This window comes from Desulfobotulus sapovorans DSM 2055, assembly GCF_059569355.1.
The window spans coordinates 84,548-110,842 of record NZ_JCANVJ010000004.1 but is presented as its reverse complement, the minus strand read 5'-3'; the positions used below and the strand labels follow the sequence as shown (position 1 = coordinate 110,842).

Genomic DNA, 26,295 nt, shown 5'->3' with positions numbered 1-26,295 from the left:
GCTCCACCTGCCAAGGCGGCGAGTGAAGACTTCAGTCTGGATTTCGATTTGGATCTGGAACCCGAAGCCCCGTCTGCCAAGGCGGCAAGTGAAGACTTCAGTCTGGACTTGGATCTGGATCTTGATTTTGCGGCAGAAACGCCTGCAGCCAAGGCTCCGGTTAACGCATCCACCACCGAAAATCTCACCCTGGATCTTGACCTTGAACCTACCCCTTCTGCCCCCCAGGTCAGTGCCAAGTCAGCCTCCATGGATCTGGATATTCAGGAACCCCTTCCCCAAAATAAACCTGCCCGTGTTCTGGCGGCAGCTCCCATCATTAGTGCAGATGACTTTTCTGAAAGTAGAAAGGAAAAAGTTTCCGGAAAGCCTGAGCGAAAATCGCAGACACTTCGCGTTGTGCTACTTCTGCTTCTTCTTCTGCTGCTTATGGGAGCAGGTATTTTTGGCGGACTTCTTTATATGCAAAAAAACAATATTTCCCTGCCCTTCATTGGTGCATCCGGCAATGGGAACCATACGGTAGAAGTGCAGGATCCGGGTAATCTCAAAATTCAGACCATCGGGGTCACTCACCGTTTTATCAGCCATGAAAGTGCAGGCAGACTTCTTGTTATTTCCGGTAGAATCCGTAACGATTATCCTCAGCCCCGTCGTCATGTGCAGTTACGAGCCAGGCTGTTTTCCGGAGAGACGGCGGCGGCTACCCGCATGGTGTATGCGGGGAATGTGCTTCCTGAAATGGAATTGAGCCGTATGGGCATTGCGGACATTGAAAAGGTGCTGAACAAAAGGGGGGGAGACCGGAGTATCGGAGAAAATATTCCTCCGGGCAAAGAAGTACCTTTCATGTTTATCTTTTCAGATTTGCCCTCGGGTCTTTCGGGGTTTGAGATCGATATTCTGCGTTCTTCCCCCCTTTCCCAGTAAAAATAGGGAAAAGCCTAAAATTAAGGTTGACGTTATAAAGTGATCCTGCTAGAAAGCTTCCGTTTGTTTCGACAGACGGAAGTCCGTTTGGCGATGTAGCTCAGCTGGTTAGAGCATGCGGCTCATATCCGCAGTGTCCGGGGTTCAAGTCCCTGCATCGCCACCAATACCACAATTTAAGCCGCCGAAAGGCGGCTTTTTTGTTGCCTGAAATCCAGTCCCAACGCCCCTTTCAGCCTTTTTCCCCCGTGCAGACCCTATCCCTTTACCCATCACCATTGACCCCATGGTTCCTGCGTTCCAGCATCTTGGCCCTGTCATGGCCGAAATTCTGTATGCAGTCCAGAAACTGGATACGCCCCATTACTGGAGAATGGATTTCCGAGGCTACTGGCCCTGAGCACAGAAGCGCCCAGGGCCAGTATCCTCGGCAATCCTTTCTCAGGGAAAGGGGTATGATCGAAGCACCGGGACAATCCAGACCAAAACATGAAGCGTATCCGGTTTCTGGACTTCCTAAAGGCTTTTGGGTCATGGCAGTGTCCGGGATTCAAGACGCTGGAGCGTCTCAAGATGCATTCCCACGCTGGAGCGTGGGAACGATGGGTTCAATGCCGCATGGGCAAAATCTGCGATTGCATGACTAAGGTAAGGTGGTAATCAAATTCTTCTTTGTAAAGAACACAACAAAAGGATACCCAAAAAGTATTTTTTTTAGTAACCAGAAAACATGTAAAGAATAAACAGAAGGAAAGCGTCTCTTTGCAGATGGCACGTTAAAAATGTTTCCGTCTCCCATGTACCTCTGATCTCATCTTTTCCGGGAAAATCCTGCCCCGTATCCTCCAAATGGAAGAGTACCCATGTCAGCCCCTGATGTTACAATATTTTTGGCTATACCATTTTGTCTCAGCCTTTTTTTCTGTTTCTGCCTTGTATATTCCAGAGTACGCTTAAAAGAAAAACTGCGTACCACCGAACAGTCCCTTGTGCTTTGCGAAGAAAAACTGCGTTTTATTCAGGATGGGCAAGAAAGTCTTACACGTAGCCTGGAAGGGCTTTCTGCAAAAATCTTTGAGGAAAATCAGCGCTACTTCATGGAAATGGCGGACAGAAATTTTGCCAGACATCTGGATACGGCCCGGCACAATATGGAAATACGGGAGTTGAATTTTCGCAATCTTCTGGATCCTGTAAGGGACATGCTTTTTTCCTATGAAAAGGAAGTGCAGCGTTTTGCAGAGGAAAGAGAAAGAAGCCTGGGGGATCTTGGCCGTCAGCTCAGCCTGCTGGGTCATGCCCAGGCGGAATTGAAAACGGAAACTCAGCGTCTTGTTTCCTCCCTGAGGCAGCCTCAGGTACGGGGCCGCTGGGGAGAGATCACCCTGAGGCGGGTTGTGGAAATCAGCGGTCTTTCAAGTCATTGTGATTTTACGGAACAGGTACAGACAGAAACGGAAGAGGGGCGATTTCGGCCGGACATGGTCGTTACCCTTCCCGGAGGCGGTCAGGTTGTCGTGGACGCCAAGGTGCCCCTTGCGGCTTACCTGGATGCCATGGAGGCCGATACGGAAGAAGCTGCCAGGAAAGGTCTTGACGGACATGCCCGGCAGGTCGCTGAACATATCCGTCTGCTTTCCCAGAAAAGCTACTGGCGCCAGTTCACACCTTCTCCTGAATTTGTGATTCTCTTTATTCCTGGTGAAAGTTTTTTTTCTGCCGCCCTGGAAAAAAAACCGGGACTCCTGGAACAGGCAGCGGCCAGTAATGTACTTCTGGCCACACCCTCTACCCTCATCGCCATGCTGAAAACCATCGCTCTGGTATGGCGAGAGCAGGCTTCCTATGAAAACAGCAAAAATATTGTTGCCATGGGAAAGGAGTTGCACCAGCGTTTGCTGCGTTTTTCCGGCCACATGAACCGCCTGGGTCAGGATATGGAAAAAGGGCTGAAGGCCTACAACGAGATGGCGGGTGCCTTTCAGCGTCGTGTTCTTCCCTGTCTTCGGCAGTTTGAGGATATGGGTATTGCCGGGGAAACCCGTATCCCGGAATCCCGGAGTGTGGATATTCCCGTTCACCTTGCAGAGAACAGGATGCAGGAGGAAGTACCGCACCAAAGTGATCTTTTTTAAAGGAATTTTTAATGGTGTTTTTTTTAAAAAAAGCGATTCGACAAAAAAAGGGGGCGGGGCTTCTTCAGGCTCTCTTTGTGGGAATGGTGCTGATCTGGATGGGAGGATGTACGGGGAAAACTCCGGCAATACAGGATGCATCGGCATCTCCTCCGGAAGATCCGCCAGCTCTTGTGCGTCTTGCTTCGGAACAGTATCCTTTTTTTGAGGATGACCTTGAGTATGAAGGGCTGATGGCAGTTCTGCATGGGAGCTTTGAATTTTACCGTCGCCTGCCGCCGGAGCGGCCTGTCCGCTTTGGGGGGGATGTGTATTCTGCCCGCCATATGGCGGATTCCACCCTTTACCTCATGAATCTTATCCGGGAGCGGCTGGATGGCAGGGCCTTGAACGAGAGAATCCGGGAAACCTTTTTCGTTTACCGGGCCGCAGGTACACCGTCCCCGGGCAGCGATCTCCGGCCTGCGGGAAAGGTATTGTTCACGGGATATTATGAGCCTCTGCTTACGGGAAGTCTCCAGAAAAGCGAGCGCTTTTCCGTCCCCCTTCATGGCATGCCGGAAGATCTTGCAGAAGTGGATCTTTCCCCTTTCGGAAACGAGTACGCAGGAAAACGCATCCTGGGACGTTGGACAGGAAAAACTTTTGAGCCTTATCCGGATCGGGACAGCATTAGCCACGAAGGGGCGCTGGAGGGCAAGGCCCCGGTTCTTGCCTATATCGACTGCCCCATCGATAAATTTTTTCTTCAGGTGCAGGGATCCGGTATTGTGTATCTGGAAGAGGGCGGGTTTATCCGTATGCATTACAAGGGGCAGAATGGAAGGGTTTACCGTTCCATCGGAACCCATCTGATCCAGACAGGCAGGATTCCAAAAGAAGAAATGTCCATGCAGCGTATCCGGAGGTACCTTGAGGAACATCCGGAGGAACAGCGGGAAATTTTAGGCTCCAATCCCTCCTATGTTTTTTTTCATACGGTAACGGAAGGCCCCCTCGGTGCCCTGGGTTTCCCCCTGACTCCAGGTCGTTCCCTGGCTGTGGATCGCAGAATTTTTCCCGATGGTGCACCGGCCTTTATTCATACGCTCAAGCCTTTGCTTTTTGCGGATGGGAATATTGCCGGATGGCGGCCCTTTTCCCGCTTTATGGCTGCTCAGGATACGGGGGGGGCCATCCGGGGCAGCGGACGGGCGGATATTTTCTGGGGCAATGACGGGTACGCGGAAACAACGGCAGGCCATATGCAGCATCCCGGGGAGATGTTTTTTCTGGTGCTGAAACCGCAGTAGGGGGGGAAGGCAGGGGCAGTACGCACAGTATAAAATACACCATCCCTGGGGATGGTGTTCCAGGAGATGGTGTATTTTTTTTAAGAGGGCATACCCCGGAACTGTTTAACGGGCAGCCTTGGCTTTGCGGATCTGGTCAATCAGGGCGGGAACAATTTTGGAGGCATCCCCCACAATACCGTAGTGGGCAAAATTGAAAATTTCCGCCTTGGCATCCTTGTTGATGGCCACAATGGTTTTGGCTTCGGACATCCCCGTGGTATGCTGTACCGTACCGGAAACGCCTACGGCAAGATAAAGCTCCGGCCGGATGGTTTTGCCGGTCTGGCCGATCTGGCAGTCGTGGGTGATGAGGCAGGCTTCCACCACAGGACGGGTGCCCCCGACCTGGGCGTCCAGCTCTTTGGCCAGTTCTTCAAGCCGGGCAAAGGTCTGGGTATCCCCTGCACCCATTCCCACACAGACAACCCGTTCCGCTTCGCGGATATTGATACCGCTGTGCTCCCGTTTTTTCACGGAAAGCACTTTTACGGGATCTGCGGTTTCATCAATGGAAAGGCTCAGGGCCACCACTTCACCTCTGCGGGCGGTATCTTTGACGGGCATGTCCATGACACCGGGCCGCACCGTGGACATCTGGGGCCGGTGATCCGGGCAGAGAATGGTCGCCATCACGTTGCCCCCAAAGGCAGGGCGGGTGGAGACCAGAATTTTTTTCTCTTCATCAATATCCAGAAGGGTGCAGTCCGCGGTACATCCCGTATGGAGACGGAAAGAAATGCGGGGGGCGAGATCCCTTCCCACAGGAGATGCACCCACAAGCAGCACATCAGGTTTTCTCTCCAGGGCTTCCTTGCAGATGATGTCCGTGTAGTGTCCCGTCCGGTATTCAGCCAGGGCAGGGTCGTCGGCGAGAAGAACGATGTCCGCTCCGTAGAGAATCAGCTCTTCCGCCAGTTTTCCCACATTGTGGCCCAGGAGGAAGGCGGTCAGGGGGGCACCGAGCTTGTCGGCAAGTTTACGGCCTTCTCCCAGCATTTCCAGGGAAAGGGTCGTTCGGGTCAGGTTTCCTTCCTGCTGTTCAATGAAAACCCAGACGCCTTTATAATCACTGAAATCCTTGGTATCTGTCATGATAGGTTCACCCTGATTTAGATAAAGTTGTGTTCTTTGAGCTTTTCCACAAGCTTGCGGGCGGACTCTGCGGGATCACCCTCCAGAATCTCCACCTTCCCCTTGATCCGCTTGGGACTGAAAACCTTGCGCAGCCGTGTGGGCGAACCTTTCAGGCCGAAGTTGGCGGGGTCACCATCCAGGGCATCCATGCCCCAGATTTCAATTTCCTTGGCATAGGCTTCCATGAGCATGTCCATGGGGGCGACACGGGGTTCGTTCAGCTCTTTTTCTGCGGTGATGAGGCAGGGCAGGGGGGCTTCCAGCTCCCGTACCATGTCCCCCATGTTCTGCAGAACAAAAACCTTATCCCCTTCACAACGGATATCCAGGGCATAGGAGCAGAGGGGAAGCTTGAGGAAATCGGCAATTTCAGGCCCCACTTGGGCGGTGTTGCCGTCCATGGCCTCTACACCGGTGATGACCATGTCAAAGGCACCGATTTTCCGGATGGCAAGGCCCAGGGTATAGGCCGTTGCCCAGCAGTCGGCACCGCCGAATTTGCGGTCTGTCAGAAGGATGGCGCGGTCGCATCCCATGCCCAGGGCTTCCCGCAGGGATTCTTCCACCTGGGGAGGCCCCATGGAAATCACGGTGATGGTGCCACCGTGGACATCCTTCAGGGCGAGGGCCGCCTCAAGGGCATGTTTGTCATTGGGGTTGATAATGCTGGGAAGTCCGGTGCGGATCAGCGATCCGTTTTCATCCCATTTCACTTCCGTAACGTCCGGTACCTGTTTGATGCAGACAATAATATTCATGGTGCTTCCTTAAAATACTCCCTGGAAAAGGGCCGGTGACCAGGGCCAGCGGCCACATCAGTCCTGTTTCAGCGACCGGCCAGATAGGCCATACCCGCAATGGTCTTGTTGATTTCAAGGCTGGAGGCCACAATACCGCCATGCATGGCGTTGCGGAACAATTTTTCCACCTTGTATTCCTTGGAATAGCCGTAAGAACCATGGATCTGTACCGCCATACGGCAGACCTCCTGTACCATGGGCACCACAAAAACCTTGAGTTCGGCGGAGGGAACTTCAAAGGGTTTTTTCTGATCCTGAAGCAGGATGGCATTGTACACCATGAGCCGGCAGGCATCGACCTTGGTTTTCATTTCCGCCAGCATCCAGGTGAATCCCTGCATGAAGCCCAGGGGGAAACCGCTCACCACACGCTCCTTGCTGTATCGGGCCGCTTCTTCCAGAGCACCCTGGGCACCGCCCACAAGGGCAGCCGCCTGCTGGATACGTTCACCGGCAATCCAGCGCAGCAGAATCTTGAACCCCTTGCCCTGTTCACCGAGGATATTGGCCTTGGGAACACGTACATCCTTGAAGAAAATGTCGCAGGTGTCGGCACCGTCAAGACCCATCAGCTCATAATGGCCGGAGCAGGTGATGCCAGGGCTGAACTTGTCCACGATAAAGGCGGTTGTATCGGTTTTGGCACCCTGCATGGAAAGATCCTTGGCAAAAAAGATGCCGTAGCCGGGTTTGTTGGCCATGCTGATGAAACGCTTGGTGCCGTTGAGGATAAAATCATCCCCATCGGGTTCGGCCACCATGGTCAGGGCCTTGGGATCGGAGCCGGTTCCGGGTTCGGTGAAGGCCATGCTGGCCCAGGCGCTGCCATCACACAGAGGAGGCACAAACTTTTTTTTCACCTCTTCCGTACCCCAGTGACAGATGGTTTCCGCCACGGAATTGTTCATGAAAAAGGGCAGCATGCAGGTGGATCCGGTTTTGCCAATTTCTTCGGCAAAGAGGATGAGGTTGAAGTTGGTGCTGCCGATGCCCCCCAGCTCTTTGGGAACATCCATGCCCAGAAGTCTTGCCTTGGCAAAACGCTGGAGGAGATCGGGAGGATAATCCTTGTGCTCGGCCATATAGGCGTCAATTTTGGTAACTTCTTTGTCACAGAAATCTTTGGCGGTTTTCTGAACCATTTTTTCAAGGGGAGACAAATTGAAATCCATGGAAAATCCTTTCATTGACGACGTTCATAAAAAGGTAAGGGGGGTGCTGTACGGAATGTAATTTATTGTAGATCAAATGTTTGCGTACATAGCAAATACTTTTTCTGCTATCGGAGAATGGATCTGAATTTATTTTATGTTTTTCTTTAATTTTTTAAGAAAAACAAAGAAAATAAAAGATTATGTTTATTTATTCCATTCTCAGAAGGAATCTGGTTATATGAAATAAGAATATGGCTTTTTTCTACCGTGTAAAAATTCTCTTTTTTGGGAATAAACGCAGAAAAAGGGTGCTGCCCGTCCAGGGAGATCCTTGGCCGTCACTCTGCTCCTCTTACCGGAAAACAGTCTCCCCGTATCCGGCCGACTATTCTGGAACCCCTTGTTTTTCAAGGTCAAAGGTATTTTTTTAAAGGAAAAACTTGACGATTTTTCTGAAATGGGATTTAGTTAGTATGCAAGCTATTATGGTTTCATGCTTCCCCACAGTGCCCTTTCATTTGAAATTATCACCTGACAATAAAATCAAAACCCATGTGCGTCATGAAGGACATGAATCTGTAACCCAAAAATCTCATATAAATTTTGTATACGAAACTTTTTTTCCTAAGGAGGCAGTATGAGCAAAGTGACCCGAGGCATCGACCCCCTGTTCCAGGCCATCCAGATCGGCAGCATGACAGTAAAAAACCGCATCTACATGCCGGCCATGCACCTTGCCATGTGTGAAAATTATACGGTAAGCGAGCAGATTGTCGCCTTTTATGCGGAAAGGGCCAAAGGGGGGGCGGGTGCCATCTGCGTAGGCTATGCCACTGTCAATGAACTTGCCGCCAATCCCAGCCATATCGGTGCCCATGAAGATGCCCATATTCCCGGAATGAAACGCCTTGCCGAGGCCATCCAGGCCCATGGAGCCCGCGCTCTGGTACAGATCAACCACTCAGGCCGTTACAACCATTCCCTGCTGCTTAACGGAAAGCAACCTGTGGCCCCTTCGGCCATTGCCTCCAAACTGACCCATGAAGTGCCACGGGCCATGACTCAGGAAGATATCCGGCAGACCGTCAACGACTTTGCCGCAGCCGCAGGCCGGGTGAAAGCTGCGGGTTATGACGGGGTGGAAGTCCTGAGTGGCACAGGCTATCTCATCAGCGAATTTCTTTCCCCGCTCACCAACAGGCGGGAAGATGAATACGGTGGATCCTTTGAAAACCGATGCCGTTTTGCCATGGAAATCTTCACTGCCATCCGCAAAACCGTAGGCCCGGATTATCCTGTGATCATCCGCATGAACGGCAACGACCTCATGCCCGAGGGGATGGGGCGGGTGGAGCTGCGGGACTATGCCCGGAAACTCTCCGGATCTGGTCTGGTGGATGCCTTCTGTGTCAATGTGGGCTGGCATGAAGCCCGCATCCCCCAGATCGTCACCAGTGTTCCCAGAGGGGTCTATGCCTATCTTGCCCGGGGCATCAAGGAAGTGGTGACGGTTCCCGTAATCGCCAGTCACCGCATCAACGATCCCAAAGATGCCAGAAGGCTCATTGCGGATGACATGTGTGATATGGTGGCCATGGGCCGCAGTCTTATTGCCGATGCCTTTTTACCGAAAAAAACGGAAGAAGGGCGGGAAAATGAAATTATCCACTGCATTGCCTGCGCCCAGGGCTGTTTTGACAATCTTTTTAAATTCAAGCATGTGGAATGTCTCTGCAATCCCAGGGCGGGCTATGAATTCAAAATGGCTCCCGTCACCACGAACAAGCCCAAAAGGGTTTTTGTCATCGGTGGCGGGGCTGCGGGGATGTGCGCTGCCCTGGCGGCCCATGAAAAGGGGCATGATGTGACCCTTTTTGAAGCCTCAGGCCGTCTTGGAGGTCAGCTTTATCTGGCTGCGGCTCCTCCGGGTCGGGAAGAATTCGCGGAACTGGCGAAGGATCTGGCTGTTCAGGTGCAGGTGAACAATATCCGGGTGATGCTGAAAACCCCTGTGGACAAAGCCCTGCTGGAAAAGGAAAGGCCCGATGCCGTGATTCTGGCCACAGGTGCGGAGCCCCTTTCTCCCCCCATTCCCGGTGCAGATCTGCCCCATGTGGTGCAGGCCTGGGATGTGCTGGAAGATCGTGCCCATACGGGCAAAGAGGTGGTTATTATCGGCGGTGGGGCCGTGGGTGTGGAAACGGCCATCTTCCTTGGAGAAAAGGGAACCCTTTCCGGAGAGGAGCTGAAATTCCTCTTCGTCAACAGGGCAGATGATGTGGAAAAACTCTATGAGCTGGCCACAAAGGGAACCAAAAACGTGACCCTCATTGAAATGACCCAGGCTGTGGGAAAAGATATTGGGAGATCCACCCGCTGGACCATGCTTCAGGAAATGCAGCGCATCGGTATCCGGACGGATGTGACTACCAAGGCCCTTGAAATTACAAAGGAAGGGGTAAAGGTGGAAGGAAAGGATGGGCTGGAGCTGATTCCTGCGGACTCCGTGGTGCTGGCAGCAGGTTCAAGACCCCTTGCTGTGCTGAAAATGGACATTGAGGCCCTGAATATTCCCTGCACTGTGGTGGGAGATGCCGGTAAGATCGGTCTTGCCTTTGATGCTGTGCATCAGGGGTATGCCGCAGGCCGGGCTGTGTAAGGAGAAGCAGAAGCTTCAGGTTCAGACATACAGAAAACTAAGGGGCCGGGAAAATTCCCAATCCTGAATAAAAATCCCGCCTCCCTTTCGGGGGCGGGATTTTTCCGTTTTTTGATCTCCATCTGAGGGAACCGGGAAAAATTTTTATTTTTCCCGGTCTACTTCCCCAGCATTCCGGCCCGAACCGTCTTGTCTCCGGTGAAGGTGTCCTCTTCCAGAAGCCAGATTCTGAAAAGGCTTTCTTTGAAAGCCATCCCCTCAACATGCAGGGTCTGGGTGTCATTGTAATACATGGAGGTTCCTTTGCCGGGAATATAAACGATTTTTGTAACGGCATTTTTTTCACAGGGTCTGAGGGCCGCCATGAAGGCATCAATATTTTTCTGAAGGGATTCATCTTTGTTGATGGCCGCGTACTTGAAGGCCTCCACATAAACATCCGTGATCTTGTCAAGGGGGATGTCTCTCACCCAGACCATGGTAATGGCCATGGGCTCATCCGCTGCGGCAATTATTTTTGAATCCGAACTTTTTTCCTTCAGATAAAGCGATCCAACATAAACCTTAAACCCAAATCTGCTGCGTACGCCGGCCCCGTTCAGAACAAGGGATGTCGCACCGTCTTCCAGAGTCAGGGTTTCCGGTACATCAATCCTGCCAACTTCCCGCGCAGGAACCGTTGTGACGACAAGAAACAAAAGGGATAAGCACAACAGACTTTTCTTAAACATGAAAGCTCCTTTCAAAAAAATGTGCTGAAAAACAGACATCGTCCAAAAGCATGGGGAAACCATGCCCCCCTGTACCTTCTCCGTGATCCGGCAGCCTGTACGCCTGATCACAAAGGCTGCCGATCACGGAGATCCAAAAAAACCTCATACCTGAAACTGCCCCACAATCTGCCTGAGTTTTTCAGCCAGATGGGACAGGTCTTCGGCGCTGTTGTTGAGCCGGAGACTGTTTTCCGAGATTTTTGCCGCATCTTTGTTGGCACCACTGATATCACCGGAGATTTCATTGGATGCCGTGGAGCAGTGGGCCACATTTCGGGTCACTTCCTGAATGGCCAGAGAGCCCTGGGCCACATTGATGTTGATTTCATGGGTGGCGCTGGACTGATCCGCAATATTTCCGGCTGTGCTGGAGATGATTTCATTCACCCGGACAATGGTTGTGGATATGGTTTCAATACCCGTAACGGTGCCTGCGGCGGTCTGCTGAACATGCTCAATCTGTTTCCGGATCTTTTTTGTGGCTTCGATGGTCTGGGTGGCCAGGATTTTCAATTCATTGGCCACAACGGTGAAACCCTTGCCCGCATCCCCGGCTCTGGCGGCCTCGATGGTGGCGTTCAGGGCAAGGAGACTGACATTCTCGGAAATCTCCGCTATGGTTTCCGTTACCTTGTCGATATCAGAGGCTGCCCTGGCAAGGGCCTGCATGTCCGCAGACGTGCCTTCCGCCTGCTTCACCGCCTCCCTGGAGATCCTGCTGGCCTCGTCCGTGCTCCGGACGATTTCCGTGCTGGTGGCCGTATTTTCTTCTGAAGCGGCGGCGACACTGTTCAGGGTGGCTGAGGTTTCTTCTATGGCTGCGGCAATGGAGGTCAGATTGGCGCTCATTTCTTCCGAAGCAGAAGCCACAGAGCCAAAACGCTCCGCAGTTTCCCTGGCGCTGCCCGCCATATCGCAGGAGATTTCCTTCAGGGACATGGAGGCATCGGACAGGGTTCGGACATCCAGAGCAATGTGACGAATGACGTCTCCAAGCCCTTTCACCATACCGTTCAGGGCCTCAGCCAATAAGCCGATTTCATCTTTCTGTTCAATGTCGAGTCTGCTTGTGAAATCGCCTCTGGCCATCTTTCTGGAAAAGGCAGCGGCCCTTGCAATGGGAACCGTGATTTTTCGTGTAATGAAAAGAGAGAGGGAAAACCCTGTGATCATGGCGGCAATCCCAATGAAAAGGGCAAGACGGGAGCGTTTTTCCGCATCCTGATCCACCCGCAGACTGCCCTGGTTCGCCTGACTGCGGGCTTCCATGAAAAGGGTATGGATCAGGGGTTCCGCAAGATTGACGGCCTCCAGCATTCCGCCGTACAGAACCTCAATCCGCATATCCTCGGCAACCAGTGCTTCGAAGGCTCCCCTGTAGGCCTCAAGATAGCGTGTGACGTGCTTTTTATAATCCTCGATAATACGGCTTCCCTCAATGCGTTTGAAAAGTACCGTCATGCTTTCCCGCACCTGCTCTGCCTCCTGCGGCCCCCGGTGCAGGAGATAATTTTTCTCCCGGTTCCAGATTTCCAGGAGGTAGGGTTTGACATTGGGTAAAAAGCAGGTGCTGAAAACCCCATCCAGTTCCGCAATGGCTTCTTCCATCTCGCCGAGGTGGACACTTTTTTCCTGAGGAGAGGGGGCCGCCTTCAATGCCGCGAGGGCCTCCGCATACAGTCCCATCATTTCACCCATCAGGTCTTTGACCATGCCTTCATTGGCCGCAGACTGGGTGAGGATGTCAGGGTACATCTTCACCAGAGTGTCAAGCTCTCCCAGGATCTCCGTATCTTTTTCCATGCTGTAGCGGTTCTGCATCTGAACGATGCGAAGCATGTACAGATACAGGTCTTCCACATCCACATAGCTCATCTCAACTCCGAGACGCTGAGAGGCCTCAGCAAAGACGCCCCTGAGACCGGAGGAGGCATCCAGCCCGCGGATCTCATAGGCGGCACTCAGCTCCTGAAAACGCTGGGCATAGCTATCCATCAGGCGAACAATCTCTTCCCCCCTCTGGATACTCGTTCTGTCATCTGCTGCCCGGGCCTTGTCCATCATTTCATGGGATTTTGAGGACAGTTCTTTGATGGCGTGCTCAATGTCTGCAAGGTATTTTCTGTCCAGAGTGGCAAGAAAATCTTTTTCTGCAATGCGACACTGTTTCATGAGTGTCTGAATCTCCGAGGCCTGGTTCGCCATGGATACATGCACCCGCATGAGATTCTGAAAATTTTGGGCCGTGGATTTTACGGTCACCTGATAAAGCCCCATGACGCAGGCAAAGAGCAGTAGCACCACACCAAAACCACCGACAAGCTTGGTGCCCATCCTGAGATTATCAAAAAATTTCATCATCGTTTTTTCCTTAATATATTCAAAAATCTGTACGGGAAAAATCTTTCTGGAGGATTGAAGATGAAGGCCTTATCACAGCGTAATTCTTTTCTGTTAAAAAAGACGGGGCAGACAACAGAAATCAAAACAATGTTCATGTGTTGAAAAGGTACTGCTTTCGGGGGGATCCCAAGGTGAATCTGTACCGTTTGATGCCTGAAAAAGGTCGTCATTTTTAGCACGCATGGATTTTCGGGTCAAACGGGACTTTTGAAAAAAAACAGGGTTTCTGACGTTTTGAGAATATCCGGGGTTTTGGGGACGGAAACAGGAGGCGACGGCATGATAAATCCGGTAAAAATTTGACGGGCTGCTTGTCTCAGAGTGTAAGATGGATGCGAAGGCTGGTGAGAAGACGTTTTTCCTGCCCCTCGTGTATGGACTGGATCAGGGTATTGCCGTCAGAACCCTGTCGGGAGGTGTGAACGTCAAGGTTCTGATGCAGTCCGATATCGTGATGATAGCGGATATCCAGTTTCCGGATACGGCAGGGGAAAAGTTCTTCCGGACTGAGGGCTTCAAGGGCCCATTTCAGGTAAGCGGTATTGTTGGCATGACGGTTGTAATCCATATCCTCCTGAAGAACCCGAAACCGAAGACAGGCCGCTCCGGCATCGGGAAGGGGAAGATCGTCAAACTCAAAGGGAATTTTCCCCTCAGCCTCGCAGAACTGGGGAGGCAGGGAGCGGTCAAGCCGGGCAGGCTTCCCCGTCCCCCTGTCCACAAGCACCCAGGCGCAGGTACTCTCCATGAGGGGGCGTTCTTCTGCGTCGAGGAAGACAAAACGCCGCATTTCATAGAGTCGCCGGAGAGGGGCGCGCCAGGAACGGATGGAGAAGACCTCATCCCATCGGGGAAAACGATAAAAATCAAAATGATAGCGATGCACCACCCAGATCCTGTTCCGGGCTTCCATGTGCAGGGCGGAAACGCCTAGGGCAAAGGCATGGCGGCTGGCCACATCCTGACAGAGATTCAGGGCAGCCACGGGTTTCAGGCAGCCATCCAGCCCTACCTGGGAATAGCCGACCTGGCAGTGCTGAACAAATATCCCCTGTTCCCCCTCTTTTTCCATGGCTCTTTCCTGTGTTTTGCAAACCCGTCTTTGTATCATCGGATCCAGAATATGGGGCTTAACCGTGCAGCTTACCGCCTGTGGCAAAGTCCTGAGGCGAAAAATCATCAAAGCGGATCCAGATCTTGGAAGGATCCACTTCCATGGTTTCCGCCACAATGCGGGTGATCTCCTGGGCGACCTTTGCTTTTTGTTCCGGACTGCGCCCTTCCTTCAGGGCAATGGTGATGATGGGCATAGGATATTCCTTGTGAAATGATGTTTTTGAAAACAGGGCCAGATATCACGGGCCTTACCTGCATTCATTCTGTATAGCTGGAAATGTCCTTTTTCCCAAGCATGAAAACTTACGGCTTCTGGAAAATCCGGATATAGCCGGAGACGGATATGATCCGTTCTCCCATGTGGAAGGTTCCGAAATCCGGCCCGCTCTGAAACCCTGCGGGCCGGACATGGGCATAGGTTCTTTCCGGTGTCTGAACAGTATAGTGATCCAGAATAAGGGTATCGCCCTCAAGGTGCATCGTCCCACCAATGTGCCGTGCCGCTTCTCCGGAAATATCGGCGGAAAAAAGACGTTCCTGACCGGGAAGATAGCGTTTTTCAAAATGGGGGACAAGGGCAGGGACAAGGGCAGCGGAAAGCCCCATCTGGGCACGGCATTCTGCCATTTCCCCTTCTGACAGGGCTTGCAGTTCCATGGCATAGGGGGATGAAAATGTCCCTGTCAGTGTCAGGGCCAGTGTCAGGCGGATAAGGGTACTTCTCCATGATTTCATCATAAGCTCCTCTCTTTGATTTTTCCTGCTCAAAGATAGGTCGCCCAATTATAAAATCAAGCAATAACTTATTGTAACTATTGATTTTTTTATGGAACATCGTTCTTGATCCTTGACTTGGGTTTCCACTCTCTGTAGATCAGATCCGGATGGTATGCAACAGGACGAAAACCCCTTTCGTCCAGACCATCTCTCTTCCCTGAACATCCAAGAAGGAATCCCCAATCCATGCTGCACCCCCATACGGAAGTGCGCTTTATCAATGAAGAAATCGGCAGAGGTGTTTTCGCCACCCGGCCCATCCCCAAGGGAACCGTGGTCTGGGTACAGGATCGCTTTGACCGGGTCTTTACGGAATCGGAGGTTCGCAGTCTGGAACCCGTGTATCAGGAAATTCTGGAAACCTACTGTTTCCGGGATCGCCTGGGCCGCTGGGTTTTTTGCTGGGACAACACCCGTTTTGTAAACCACAGCTTCCGGCCCACCTGTATCCTTACGCCCTATGGTTTTGAACTGGCCGTTACGGATATTGCGGCAGGGCAGCAGGTCACCAATGACTATGGATTTTTCAACATCATCGAACCCTTTGACTGTCTTCCCGAACCCGGATGCGACCGGGGCCGTGTGCTGCCCGATGATCTCATGCGTTATGCGGACAGATGGGATACGCAACTGACGGAGGCCTTCCGTTTTTTCGACAAGGTCAGCCAGCCCCTTTCAAAGCTTCTTTCAGAGGAAAACCTTCAAAAAGCCCTGCGCATTGCAAAGGGCGAGGAGACCGCGGACTCCATCCGTATCTGTTATTTTTCCGGTGACAGGGGAGGCTGTGCCCATGCTTGATTTCATTCCCCTCACAGCCGATACCTTTTACGAATTTGAGCAGGATATTCTGGCATCTGAAGCCATCTTTCCGGAAAATATCCGGGAGTCTTCGGAGGGCTATCTGGAAGCGCTTCAAAAAGAAAACAGCCTGGGGCTGGTGGCTCGTTTTCAGAACCGTTATGTGGGCAATGTGGTGGGATTCCAGCCCTGTACGGAGGCCTGTAAAGAACTGCGCCTCCATGAAGTTCACAATGACGTGGACGATCTGGTGTATCTTTTCAATATTGTCACCCTGCCGGAATTTCAGAATCAGGGCTTTGGGAAAAAGCTGCTCCGGGCCTTTCTGGATACGGTAAAGGATGCCGGATTCCGCAAGGTGGGCGGACATTTCCGGGGAAACGGCTCCCTGAAGAATTTCAAGGTTCTGGGAGGCAAGGAAATGGCCTGTTTTGATAACTGGTTTGATACCGGGGAAAGCTATACCTATTGCGTTATCTGCATGGAGGAGGAAAGCACGCAAGCGTATTGAATTTTTGTGCCTTCTTGTTACCCCCGTCCTAAAAAGAAAGATCCTGAAGGCCTGTCTTGGCTTTCAGGATCTTGATTCGTTTCAGATGGTACCGGAGGAGAGACTCGAACTCTCAAGGGCATAAGCCCGGCGGATTTTGAGTCCGCTGCGTCTACCAATTCCACCACTCCGGCATATGCGTAGGCTTATGTAGAGGAGAACCGTCATTTTGTCAATGGTCTTGACGCTTTCCGGAAAGAGCCGTCAGAATTTTTTCCGCAGAAACCCTCCCTTCCCGGAGAATACGGGGAGGGGTGCAGGTCAGATCCACCACAGTTGAGCCTGTCCCGCCCTGAAGGACACCGGCATCCAGAATAAGATCGGCGCCTTCCCTTACGGCCCTGTCAATCTTTGTCACCTGGGCAGCTCCGGGCTGCCCCGAAAGATTGGCGCTGGTTCCGGTAAGCGGTCTTCCTGCGGCCCGGACAAGGGCTGCGGCCACAGGATGTTCCGGAACCCGGATGCCGATCTTTCCCGTTCCTGCCGTAAGGCTTTCCGGAAGATGGGGTCTGGCCCGGAGTACCAGAGTAAGGCGTCCCGGCCAGAAGATCTCCATAAGCCGCAGGGCCTCCGAAGAGACGTCCTGTACCTGATCCAGGGCTGAAGCCATATCCGGCACCAGGATCAGCAGGGGGTTGGTTTCGGGCCTTCCCTTGACCCGGAAAACCCGCTGGATGGCTGCGGGATTCAGGGCATCCACTCCTATGCCGTAAAGGCAGAAAGTGGGGAAGATCACCAGCCCCCCTTCCCGGATGCAGGCACCGGCCTTTGCAAGCAGGGCGGCATCCGGAAAGCAGGGATGAAGGGTGTGGACTGTATGTCCAGGGCAGGGTGTATCAGGGAACAAGAGCCTTGGCCTTTTCTTCAACCTTATCGGCCATTTCCTGCTTGAAGGCAGTCAGTTTTCCGGCAAGATCCGCATCGGCAATGGAAAGCATCTGTACGGCAAGAATTCCTGCGTTGTAGGCACCGGGCTTGCCAATGGCCACTGTGGCCACGGGAACGCCGGGAGGCATCTGCACGGTGGAGAGCAGGGCATCGAGGCCCTGAAGAGCGGAAGAATCAATGGGGACACCGATGATGGGAAGGGTGGTGCCTGCCGCCATGGCCCCTGCCAGATGGGCCGCATGACCGGCTCCGGCGATGATGACCCCCATGCCCTTTTCTCTGGCCGTTGCCGCAAAACGGGCTGCTTTTTCCGGGGTTCTGTGGGCAGAAGCGATGGTCATTTCATAGGGGACATCAAATTTTTTAAGAACGGATACCACTTCCATCATGACGGGAAGGTCGGAATCGCTTCCCATGACAATGCCCACGCGGGGGGGGCGGCTTTCCTTTTCAATGGCCTTCATGGCAATATCCTTTCGGTAGTGACACTTGTTGAATGAAATATCAGAAACGGCAGCGTAGGCCTGCTTCCTTGCCTCCTGCACCGTATTCCCCAGAGCCGTGATTCCCAGTATCCTGCCGCCGTTTGTGACAATGTGTTCCTGATCCCTGGCCGTACCCGCATGGAAGACCACCGCATCCGGATGCTTTCCCGCCTTTTCAAGCCCCAGAATCTTTTCTCCCTTGGCATAACTGCCCGGATATCCGCCTGCTGCCATCACCACACAGACCGCAACCCGGGGATCCACCTTCAGGGTACAGGTGTCCAGGCGTTCTTCCACCACAGCTTCCATAAGATCCACAAGATCGGACTGGATGCGCATCATGAGGGGCTGGGTTTCCGGATCCCCAAAGCGGGCGTTGAACTCCAGTACCCGGATCTGATCCTTGTGAATCATAAGACCGGCGTAAAGTACCCCCTTGAAGGGGCGGCCTTCTTTGGCCATGGCTTTGACTGCGGGAAGCATTACCTCTTTCATGATTTTGCGCTGCATGAAGAGATCCACCACAGGTGCCGGGGAATAGGCTCCCATACCGCCGGTGTTGGGGCCTTTATCCCCGTCAAAGACCGCCTTGTGATCCTGGGAGGAGGGCAGGGCCAGTACCGTCTTGCCATCGGTCAGGGCAAGGATGGAGGCCTCTTCCCCATCCAGCCGTTCTTCCACCAGAATGGTGGCCCCCGCATCGCCAAAGACCTTGTCCCCCAGCATGCTCCGGATGGCGGCCTGGGCTTCTTCCAGGCTGTAGCAGACCACAACCCCTTTACCTGCCGCCAGCCCATCGGCCTTCACCACCACCTGCCCCTTAAGGGCTTCGGCAAAGGCCAGGGCCGGATTCAGATCCGTAAAACTCTGTCCTCTTGCGGTAGGGATGCCGTACCGCAGCATCAGATCCTTGGCAAAGGCCTTGGAGGCTTCCAGCTCCGCCGCCTTTGCCGAAGGCCCGAAAATCTTCAGGCCCTTGGCGGAAAAAAAGTCCACAATACCTGCTGCAAGGGGAACTTCCGGCCCGACCACGGTCAGATCGATTTTTTGTTCCACAGCAAAGGTGAGAAGGCCTGGGATATCCTCTGCCGGGATGGGGACGCACTGGGCCATGCCCGCCATTCCGGGATTACCCGGTGCACAGAAAATCTGTTTGACCCTGGGACTCTGATGGATTTTCCAGACCAGGGCATGCTCCCGACCGCCGCTTCCGATGACAAGTATATTCATGGATTCTCCTTGTGCTGGGATTTTCAGCTATCCCTCTGTCCGTTCGTTGTTGGCTGGATGACAAAAAGCCTCAGGAGTCTGCCATGCCTGGGGCCTTGTAAAAAAAAGCCCTGGCTTTCACCAGAGCGGAATCTCTTTATGAGAGATTGTATAAAATCTGCGATTTTTCAAGATGAAACGCCTATAAACGCCCCTTTTTTAACCGCAACTGGATCAGACCGTCAATCAATTTCGAAAAAGAGATCCCTGCTGTTCTGGCAGCCAGAGGCAGCAGGCTGGTCTGGGTCATCCCGGGAAGGGTATTGGTTTCCAGAATGTAGAGTTCTTCACCACGAAGAATGAAGTCCGAACGGCTGTAGCCTTCACAGTAAAGACTTTTGTGGGCCAGAATGGCGGCTTCCTGCACCCTGAGGGCCACCTCTGGCGGGATGGGAGCGGGGCAGATTTCTTCCGTGGCACCGGGGGTATATTTGGCCGTGTAATCAAAAAAGGCAAATTCCTTTCCGGGCCGGATTTCAATGACAGGCAGCGCCTCCACAGGCGCATCCCCCCAGACGGCACAGGTCAGTTCCCGGCCCTGGATATAGGGTTCCGCAAGCCCCTGGGGGCCGCAGGAAAGGCAGAGTTCACAGGCTTCCCGGATCTTTTCCCTTTCATGCACAATGCTCATGCCCAGGCTGGATCCCCCATGGGCGGGCTTGATGACCATGGGAAGGCCGATACTTTCCACAAGCAGGGCTTCCAGTTCCGGTGTAAAGCGGTCAAAGGTTTCCCAGGCAGGGGTAAGCAGTCCCCTGAAGCGGAAAATATCCTTGGCCGCCAGTTTGTTGCAGGCAAGCGCACTGCCCAGAACACCGGAACCCTGGTAGGGAAGATGGAGCAGATCCAGAAGACCCTGGAGCCTGCCGTCTTCCCCGTTTTCGCCATGAACGATGAGAAAGGCAAAATCAATTTCATCCCTGTTTTGAATAAGGCGGGGAAGATCCGTTGCCGCATCATAACGGGTGATGGCATAGGAGGCCGGGTTGAGGGCTGCTTCCACCGCTTTGGCACCGGCAAGGGCCACTTCCCGTTCATTGGAAGTCCCTCCCGTAATCAGGGCCAGCCGTATTTTTTTCATAAGCCTCTTACCGTCCTTTCCACCTCCGGAGTGTGGGGTGTGATGTCCACAACACGGTCTTCCGCGGTTGCCGTTTCCGGAAGGACGGGCTGGTGGCTGTTGCGGAAAAGCTCCTGCTTGGCCAGGTCATACTCCTCCCGGGTAATCAGTCCCTTTTCAAGCATGCGGCCCAGCTCTGTCAGATCCCGTACCCGGATACCTTCCGGGGCCTCCAGTTGCAGGAAGGAATATCCTTCAGGGCCGGACAGGGTCGGCGGGCTGATTTTCTTCTGGCCCATACGCAGAGCGGCAAAGCCTCCCAGAAGACTGATTTCCACATTTCTGCCCGCAAATTCGGGCAGAGCCAGAATTTCCTTCAGTTTGCGCTGTTCATCCCGCATACGGCGGAGAAAATAATAGCCTGTGGCAAAGAGGGCGATGATCCCTGCTGCGAAAATCCAGGTCATGTAGTGCACCACACCCCGGAAAAAAAGCACAAGGAGACCAATGGCGGCTACAAGAAGGACATTGAGCAGGACAATGCCATAGGCCAGGAAAACACTGCTGGCAAGCCCTTCGGTGGGCAGAGGCTCACGCTGGGGTCTGGGGTTGGGCCGGGCCTGGGCTTCTTTTTTTCTGCGTCGGAATTTCATGGGTATCCATCTGTCTGTTCAGGAGTGTTTTTTTCAAGACGTTCCACCACCCTGGGCAGGTAGTGTTCCGGGATTTCCCGGTCTGGGCGTGAAGGTTGCAGAATGTTCAGTTTTCGGATCATGAGGTTGAGGCGGGTCAGCACTTTCTGTTTTTCCGCAAGATCCGGTGTGGCTTCCAGAAGCTCCCGCGTGTTGTGGATTTCTTTTCTGAGTTCCAGCTCCGGGGGGAGAAAATCTGCGGTTTTCAGCATGCGGTAGGCCATACGGAGATCTTCCGGAATAAAGAGCTCTTCGGAGGGAAGGGGGAGGCCGGAACCGGGAAGATTGGAAAAAAGCCCCCGTTTCTGGGCTTCCAGAATTTTTTCTTCAGCGATTTTATCAGAAAGCATATTTTGTCCTCAGGGGTTCTGTTTTTCCTGCGCCCCGCCTCAGGAAAGGCATTACCTTATAAAATCATGGCCCATTTGGCAACCGGTCTTCCGGGACGGGACTGTCGGATTTTGCCATGACGTCTGCGGAAGCTCAGGGGGCCTCAGGGGAGGGAGGGGACGCTTCCCGCAGTCCTTCTGCGGACACCAGCTCGGCAATGAAATGCCCGATGGTGACCTTGCTCCGTACCCGGACAGGAATGCGCCGTGCATCTGCGGTAAGCCAGATTTCGATACGGGAACCGGGACTTTCTTTAAAGACACCGCTGATATGGGGCATTTCCGGTTCCACCCGATAGGTATCGAAACTTCGGCCATCTCTGAGGGTGATGGTTTCCCGTTCCAGAACCCGGAGTTTCCCCAGAACATTTTTCTTGCCATCGGTCACGGGACGTTCCACCAGCAGACCCGTTTCAAGGGGCAGGGTACGGCTGAAATACAGGGCTGAGAGGGGATCAAAACTTCCATCCATCAATGGGATGGGTTCCTGTTTCTCACCGAAGTTGGCATATTGGGCCTGAGCCTTTTCCCAGTCAAAGGTCACCTTCTCGTCCCGTTTGTGACGGCCTTCCTGTTGCTGTTTATGGTAGGAGAGGGATCGGTTCATCCCGAGATCCGTGTGGGCATGAATCTGATCCCGTACCTTGTAAAAGAGGTCAATGGCTTTGTTGGATCGGGCTGTCATGACAAAATGCCAGGCTGCTTCCCCTTCCATGGTGGTGGGGGGCAGCACTTCCAGGCAGGCGCTTCCGGCGGGAACATTCTGCCATCTCAGGATAAACTCCAGCCTTTCTCCGGGAACAAAGGGCAGATCGGTCTGGGCCCATGCGGGTAGAGGAAGGAGAAACAGCAAAGGGATCAGGAGAAATGCCCTGAAAGAGAAGGCGGGTAAGTCTGACTGCATGGTTCCCCTGTCTGGCATGGAGTGCCTGTGAATGTACCGTCCAGGCCTTCTGAGGGGAGACCTGCCGTCCTGTTTCGGAAAAGGGCTTGTTTTTCTGTGTGAGTTTTTTTTACGAAATACGACAGGATGCTGTCGTATTGAATACTGTAAGGTAGTGCCGGAAAATGTTTCCGGACATGCGCATCATGCTACCCCAAAATAAGCGAGGAGAAAACAACCATGATTGACACAACATTCTGCCAGAGCTGTGGTATGCCCATTGTGGAAGAGAAGATGAAAGGCACGGATAAAAACGGTGCACTGACGGCGGAGTTCTGCACCTACTGCTATCAGGAGGGTACCTTCATCCAGGATGTGACCATGGAAGAGATGATAGCGATTTGTGTTCCCCATATGGTGGATTCGGGAATGCCCGAAAAGGAGGCCCGGGCCCTTCTGGAAAACACCCTGCCCAATCTGGCACGGTGGCAGGAAAAGTAAATGAAGACCGACCGCCTTCTTGCCATCATTTTCCATCTGATCAACCGGAAAAAGGCCACGGCCAGGGAACTGGCTGCGCACTTTGAAGTGTCTCTCCGTACCATACAGCGGGACATGGAGTCTCTGGCCCTTGCCGGGATTCCTGTATATGCGGACAGGGGCAAGGAAGGCGGATACCGGATTCTTGATACCTGCACCGTGGATCGGTATTACTTTGCCCCGCAGGAGCTTGCTTCCCTGGTGGCTCTTGTGGGGCGGCTCAACAGTCTTTTACATCCCAATGAGCTGAAATACACCGAAGAAAAACTCAGAAACCTTGTCCGATCCGGAGGACAGCGAAAAAAACACCAGACCCTGATCATGGATTTTACGCCCTGGGGTCTGGATGCAGGCAGGCGCCAGCTTTTTCAGGAAGTGTACCGGGCCGTGGAAAACAGCCAGATCATAAATTTTCGGTATGCGGCACCCGACGGAGCCATTACCGTTCGAACCATTGAACCCCTCAGCCTCATCATCAAGGGATCGGCCTGGTATGTTTATGGGTTCTGCCGTCTCCGTCAGGCTCTTCGTTTTTTTAAGATCACCCGGATTCTGGATGCCGAAGTACTTCCCGAGTCCTTCAACGCGGATGTGCATCCCCCATGCCCTGAAGATCTGGACGGATCGGAATCTTCCCGGCCCACCACCCTTTTTGTCCTGCGTTTTGCGCCTTCGGCCAGGGGGCGAGTCACGGATTACTACAGTCCGGACGGCCTGCATTTCATGCCCGATGACAGTATCATGGGGTTTTTCCCCTTTCCCGAAGATGACTGGGTTTACGGCTGGATCATGAGCTTTGGGCCTCTGGTGGAAGTTCTGGAACCTCCCCATGCCAAAGCCCGTATCCGGGACTGGGCCACACGTCTTGCTGCGCTTTGTGCAAAATCCTGATAAGGCACAGATATTTTTATTGTTTTCGTACCTTTTTAAGGGAAGGCCGACGGAGTTGACAAACAATTTTAATTTAGTTAGGCTTACTAACAATAGAGGAGGGGAAATGGATCTCACAAGAAGTCTGAAAAAACTGGAATCACACATGTGGCAGCTTTGGCGGGAAATTGTTCGGGAAAGCGGTGGTCTTGAACTCACGCACAGTGAAATGGCCTACCTCTATACCCTGATGACAGAGCCTTCCGGCATGCGTCTTACAAATCTGGCTCAAGCGATGAAGGTGAGCAAGGCTTCAGCCAGCACCATGACGACAAAGCTGGAAAGCAGGGGCTATCTGCGGCGAATCCCCTGCCCAGAAGATGGTCGGGCCACCCTGCTTCAGGCTACGGAAAAGTCTCTCTGTCTGGAACGGGAAGAGGACAATGTTTACAGACGCACAGCCAGGGCTTTTGAAAAAGCCCTGGAAGTGCCGGAGTATCAGGAACTCTGCCGGTTAATGGCCAAAGGGTGTCCTGAAATTAAAAAGGAATAGGGGTTATGAAGATAGAATCGAGAAACATCACAATGGTTTTCAGGCGGTATACCATCCCTTCTGTAGCGGCACTCATGGTCAGCGGTATGTATCAGATTGCAGACGGAATTTTCATCGGCCATTTCCTTGGCGTGGAGGGCCTGGCAGCCATCAATATGGTCTGGCCCTGGGTCGGGATTCTCTTTGGCATGGGAATTATGGTGGGGATGGGAACCGGTGTTCAGTGTGCCATTCTTCAGGGCAGCGGTGAGAGGAAAAAAATGGGGCGGGTTCTGGGGCAGGGATTCTGGATTCTGCTGCTTCTGGGCATGTTTACTGGTTTCCTGCTGATTCAGAAGAGTTCTTCTTTGCTGAATCTGCAAGGAGCCAGTGCTTTCGTAAAAACTCTGGGTATGGACTATCTTTTCGTTATGGGAATCTGGGCTCCCCTGGTGATGGCCAGTATTGCGTTGCCTCTCTGGATCCGCAATCTCGGAGCCCCGAGGCTTGCCACCGTCTGTATTGTTACCGGTGCGCTTGGAAATATCGCACTGGACTATCTTTTTCTTGCCCATCTGGGGTGGGGCCTGAAAGGTGCCGCCTTGGCCACGGTAATGGCTGAGGCTCTTTCTGTTCTTATCGGCCTGGTTTTCATCCTTGGGCCTTACAGTGGAGTCTCTTTGGGTCTGAGACATTTGAAAGTCCATCCTCGTCTGTGGGCCGCTATTCTGGGATCCGGTTTTTCCAGCATTGTCATGTATCTTTATATCAGTTTTGAAGTGTTGCTGCATAATACCCTGTTCATGAAATACGGTGGTTCGGTACAGGTGGCAGCCTTTGCTATTGTGGGCTATGTGCTGGCTTTTTACTATATGTTTGCCGAAGGTGTGGCAGGGGGGATGCAGCCGCTGATAAGCTATTTTTTCGGTGCCGGCCAGACCAGGGCGATTCGTAAAGTGGTGCGGCTGAGCCTTTTGGTGGTTCTGGGGACGGGAATACTGCTGGCCTTTTCTCTGATTCTCTATCCCATGTGGGCGGTTTCTATTTTTGTGAAGGACGATTCCGATCTTTTTGATGCAGCGGTTCTGGGGATGCGCCTGCATCTTTTTGCCCTTTTTCTGGATGGTTTCATTGTTCTGGTATCCAGCTTCTTCCAGTCCATGAGCATGGCGCAGAAAGCCATTCTCATTGCACTGGGCAATATGGCTATCCAGTTGCCCTTTCTGAGTCTGCTGCCCAAATCCATGGGGCTTTATGGCGTATGGCTGGCTCTGCCTTTTTCCAACATCGTTTTTTCCCTGATGGTATTGATTCTTTTCCTGCGTCAGATGGAAGGCCTCAAAAAACCTGGTTTATTGTTAAAAAGCTGATGTTTGAAAGCGTACCTGATCCGTATTGAGACAGATGGATGTCTTCTGTTTTGTAAAACCTGCAAAATATTCTTTGACAGGTATGGAAGAGAAGCGTAAAAAAATTTCAAAAAATGAAATTTTAAAGATCGGAAATAATGAGAATCAGAAATAAATGAGGATCGGAAATTAAAGATGGCCAGGATTGAAGAGGATCTTCTGGAAGAACAGGTCTGCCGCCTTACGGGTTTTATGGAGCAGATGCTGTACAGTATCCGGGTGCTGGAGCAGAACTGCCTCAGCATTTTTATTGAAACGGGGGTGAGTCTGCAAGAGTTGCAGGTGGTGGTTTTTCTCGGGAAAAACGGGCCGTCCCGCATGGGAGATATCGCAGAGCATCTTTTTATCGGCGGCAGTACCCTCACCGCCATCATCGACAAGCTGGTCGCCAAGGATCTTGTGGTGCGGACGCGTTCCGAGGAGGATCGCCGCATTGTCCGGGTGTCCCTGGGCGTTGGCGGGGAGCGCCTTTTCATGGATCACCGATCCATCAAACAGCGTTATAGCCGGGATATCCTGGAGGTACTGGATGCCGAAGAACGCAGGCAGCACCTGGAGCTGATGGAAAAGATTACGGCCCGTATCGGTCGGGGCCGGGCTCTTTCTGAAGAGCTGCTGTCCTCTCCTGAGCCGAAGGAAGAGGCGCCGGAACGTTAAGCCCTCCGCGCAGGCAGAAAAGCATATGTGGAGAATAAAAAGCCCATTCTGATGCATA

The 26,295-nt window shown here is 52.8% G+C and carries 26 protein-coding genes and 2 tRNA genes; 13 read left to right on the top strand and 15 right to left on the bottom strand.

Annotated features, from left to right (window positions below):
- The 5 genes from BR04_RS05485 to mltA all read left to right on the top strand — a co-directional run.
- Positions 1-930, top strand: a 930-nt coding sequence (locus BR04_RS05485; RefSeq protein WP_496354995.1) for a DUF3426 domain-containing protein, incomplete at its 5' end; no start/stop codon positions are given.
- A gap of 89 nt (positions 931-1,019) precedes the next feature.
- Positions 1,020-1,096: transfer RNA gene (locus BR04_RS05480), tRNA-Met, on the top strand.
- Positions 1,097-1,385: 289 nt separating this feature from the next.
- On the top strand, positions 1,386-1,577 hold the full coding sequence (locus tag BR04_RS05475; protein WP_496354994.1) for a hypothetical protein: 192 nt from the start codon (positions 1,386-1,388) through the stop codon (positions 1,575-1,577).
- Positions 1,578-1,793: 216 nt separating this feature from the next.
- A complete protein-coding gene (locus BR04_RS05470; RefSeq protein WP_496354993.1) occupies positions 1,794-3,065 on the top strand; it encodes a DNA recombination protein RmuC in 1,272 nt (423 codons plus the stop codon).
- 11 nt (positions 3,066-3,076) lie between these two features.
- Positions 3,077-4,357, top strand: coding sequence for a murein transglycosylase A (gene mltA, locus BR04_RS05465; protein WP_496354992.1), 1,281 nt, complete (start codon positions 3,077-3,079; stop codon positions 4,355-4,357).
- A 105-nt stretch (positions 4,358-4,462) separates the two neighbouring features.
- On the opposite strand, the gene BR04_RS05460 is transcribed toward mltA, so the two are convergent.
- The 3 genes from BR04_RS05460 to BR04_RS05450 all read right to left on the bottom strand — a co-directional run bounded on the left by BR04_RS05460 (position 4,463) and on the right by BR04_RS05450 (position 7,505).
- Complete coding sequence (locus BR04_RS05460) at positions 4,463-5,491, bottom strand: electron transfer flavoprotein subunit alpha/FixB family protein (protein ID WP_496354991.1); 1,029 nt, start codon at positions 5,489-5,491, stop codon at positions 4,463-4,465.
- A gap of 17 nt (positions 5,492-5,508) precedes the next feature.
- The gene (locus BR04_RS05455; protein ID WP_496354990.1) at positions 5,509-6,291 is read right to left on the bottom strand and encodes an electron transfer flavoprotein subunit beta/FixA family protein; all 783 of its coding nucleotides are present in this window, start codon (positions 6,289-6,291) and stop codon (positions 5,509-5,511) included.
- A 68-nt stretch (positions 6,292-6,359) separates the two neighbouring features.
- Complete coding sequence (locus BR04_RS05450) at positions 6,360-7,505, bottom strand: acyl-CoA dehydrogenase family protein (protein WP_496354989.1); 1,146 nt, start codon at positions 7,503-7,505, stop codon at positions 6,360-6,362.
- A gap of 619 nt (positions 7,506-8,124) precedes the next feature.
- Between BR04_RS05450 and BR04_RS05445 the strand changes: the two genes are divergently transcribed.
- Entirely contained in the window at positions 8,125-10,146 is a 2,022-nt protein-coding gene (locus BR04_RS05445) for an oxidoreductase (RefSeq protein WP_496354988.1), read from the top strand.
- A gap of 158 nt (positions 10,147-10,304) precedes the next feature.
- Here BR04_RS05445 and BR04_RS05440 read toward each other — a convergent pair whose 3' ends face one another.
- The 5 genes from BR04_RS05440 to BR04_RS05420 form a co-directional block, all read right to left on the bottom strand.
- Complete coding sequence (locus BR04_RS05440) at positions 10,305-10,877, bottom strand: chalcone isomerase family protein (RefSeq protein WP_496354987.1); 573 nt, start codon at positions 10,875-10,877, stop codon at positions 10,305-10,307.
- Positions 10,878-11,021: 144 nt separating this feature from the next.
- Positions 11,022-13,277 (bottom strand): HAMP domain-containing methyl-accepting chemotaxis protein, encoded by a 2,256-nt coding sequence (locus BR04_RS05435; RefSeq protein WP_496354986.1) that lies wholly within the window; start codon positions 13,275-13,277, stop codon positions 11,022-11,024.
- Between the two features lie 361 nt (positions 13,278-13,638).
- Positions 13,639-14,394, bottom strand: coding sequence for an acyl-[acyl-carrier-protein] thioesterase (locus BR04_RS05430; protein WP_496354985.1), 756 nt, complete (start codon positions 14,392-14,394; stop codon positions 13,639-13,641).
- Between the two features lie 58 nt (positions 14,395-14,452).
- Positions 14,453-14,632 (bottom strand): tautomerase family protein, encoded by a 180-nt coding sequence (locus BR04_RS05425; RefSeq protein ID WP_496354984.1) that lies wholly within the window; start codon positions 14,630-14,632, stop codon positions 14,453-14,455.
- Between the two features lie 109 nt (positions 14,633-14,741).
- Entirely contained in the window at positions 14,742-15,173 is a 432-nt protein-coding gene (locus tag BR04_RS05420) for a hypothetical protein (protein ID WP_496354983.1), read from the bottom strand.
- Between the two features lie 228 nt (positions 15,174-15,401).
- Between BR04_RS05420 and BR04_RS05415 the strand changes: the two genes are divergently transcribed.
- Positions 15,402-16,013 carry an SET domain-containing protein gene (locus BR04_RS05415; protein ID WP_496354982.1) on the top strand — a complete coding sequence of 204 codons (612 nt, stop codon included), beginning with the start codon at positions 15,402-15,404 and terminating at the stop codon, positions 16,011-16,013.
- Positions 16,006-16,524 (top strand): GNAT family N-acetyltransferase, encoded by a 519-nt coding sequence (locus BR04_RS05410; RefSeq protein WP_496354981.1) that lies wholly within the window; start codon positions 16,006-16,008, stop codon positions 16,522-16,524. Before BR04_RS05415 ends, BR04_RS05410 begins: the two co-directional genes overlap by 8 nt.
- A gap of 86 nt (positions 16,525-16,610) precedes the next feature.
- Here the strand turns inward: BR04_RS05410 and BR04_RS05405 are convergent.
- The 7 genes from BR04_RS05405 to BR04_RS05375 form a co-directional block, all read right to left on the bottom strand.
- A tRNA-Leu gene (locus BR04_RS05405) sits at positions 16,611-16,697 on the bottom strand.
- Between the two features lie 38 nt (positions 16,698-16,735).
- Positions 16,736-17,410, bottom strand: coding sequence for an L-threonylcarbamoyladenylate synthase (locus tag BR04_RS05400; protein WP_496354980.1), 675 nt, complete (start codon positions 17,408-17,410; stop codon positions 16,736-16,738).
- Positions 17,400-19,166 (bottom strand): phosphoribosylamine--glycine ligase, encoded by a 1,767-nt coding sequence (gene purD / locus BR04_RS05395; protein ID WP_496354979.1) that lies wholly within the window; start codon positions 19,164-19,166, stop codon positions 17,400-17,402. Before purD ends, BR04_RS05400 begins: the two co-directional genes overlap by 11 nt.
- A gap of 181 nt (positions 19,167-19,347) precedes the next feature.
- Positions 19,348-20,286, bottom strand: coding sequence for a D-alanine--D-alanine ligase family protein (locus tag BR04_RS05390; RefSeq protein WP_496354978.1), 939 nt, complete (start codon positions 20,284-20,286; stop codon positions 19,348-19,350).
- On the bottom strand, positions 20,283-20,918 hold the full coding sequence (locus tag BR04_RS05385) for an SHOCT domain-containing protein (protein WP_496354977.1): 636 nt from the start codon (positions 20,916-20,918) through the stop codon (positions 20,283-20,285). Before BR04_RS05385 ends, BR04_RS05390 begins: the two co-directional genes overlap by 4 nt.
- Complete coding sequence (locus BR04_RS05380) at positions 20,915-21,307, bottom strand: DnaJ family domain-containing protein (protein ID WP_496354976.1); 393 nt, start codon at positions 21,305-21,307, stop codon at positions 20,915-20,917. The genes BR04_RS05385 and BR04_RS05380 overlap by 4 nt, the downstream gene beginning before the upstream one ends.
- Positions 21,308-21,440: 133 nt before the next feature.
- The gene (locus BR04_RS05375; protein WP_496354975.1) at positions 21,441-22,250 is read right to left on the bottom strand and encodes a DUF3108 domain-containing protein; all 810 of its coding nucleotides are present in this window, start codon (positions 22,248-22,250) and stop codon (positions 21,441-21,443) included.
- Between the two features lie 219 nt (positions 22,251-22,469).
- Here BR04_RS05375 and BR04_RS05370 point away from each other — a divergent pair, with 219 nt between their 5' ends.
- The 5 genes from BR04_RS05370 (at position 22,470) to BR04_RS05350 (ending at position 26,237) form a co-directional block, all read left to right on the top strand.
- A complete protein-coding gene (locus tag BR04_RS05370; RefSeq protein ID WP_496354974.1) occupies positions 22,470-22,730 on the top strand; it encodes a zinc ribbon domain-containing protein in 261 nt (86 codons plus the stop codon).
- Entirely contained in the window at positions 22,731-23,660 is a 930-nt protein-coding gene (locus BR04_RS05365) for a helix-turn-helix transcriptional regulator (protein ID WP_496354973.1), read from the top strand. It abuts the gene before it with no gap.
- Positions 23,661-23,766: 106 nt separating this feature from the next.
- The gene (locus BR04_RS05360; protein ID WP_496354972.1) at positions 23,767-24,192 is read left to right on the top strand and encodes a MarR family winged helix-turn-helix transcriptional regulator; all 426 of its coding nucleotides are present in this window, start codon (positions 23,767-23,769) and stop codon (positions 24,190-24,192) included.
- A gap of 5 nt (positions 24,193-24,197) precedes the next feature.
- Positions 24,198-25,541, top strand: a complete 1,344-nt coding sequence (locus BR04_RS05355) for an MATE family efflux transporter (RefSeq protein WP_496354971.1) — start codon at positions 24,198-24,200, stop codon at positions 25,539-25,541.
- Between the two features lie 174 nt (positions 25,542-25,715).
- Positions 25,716-26,237, top strand: coding sequence for a MarR family winged helix-turn-helix transcriptional regulator (locus BR04_RS05350; RefSeq protein ID WP_496354970.1), 522 nt, complete (start codon positions 25,716-25,718; stop codon positions 26,235-26,237).
- Positions 26,238-26,295 lie beyond the last annotated feature (58 nt).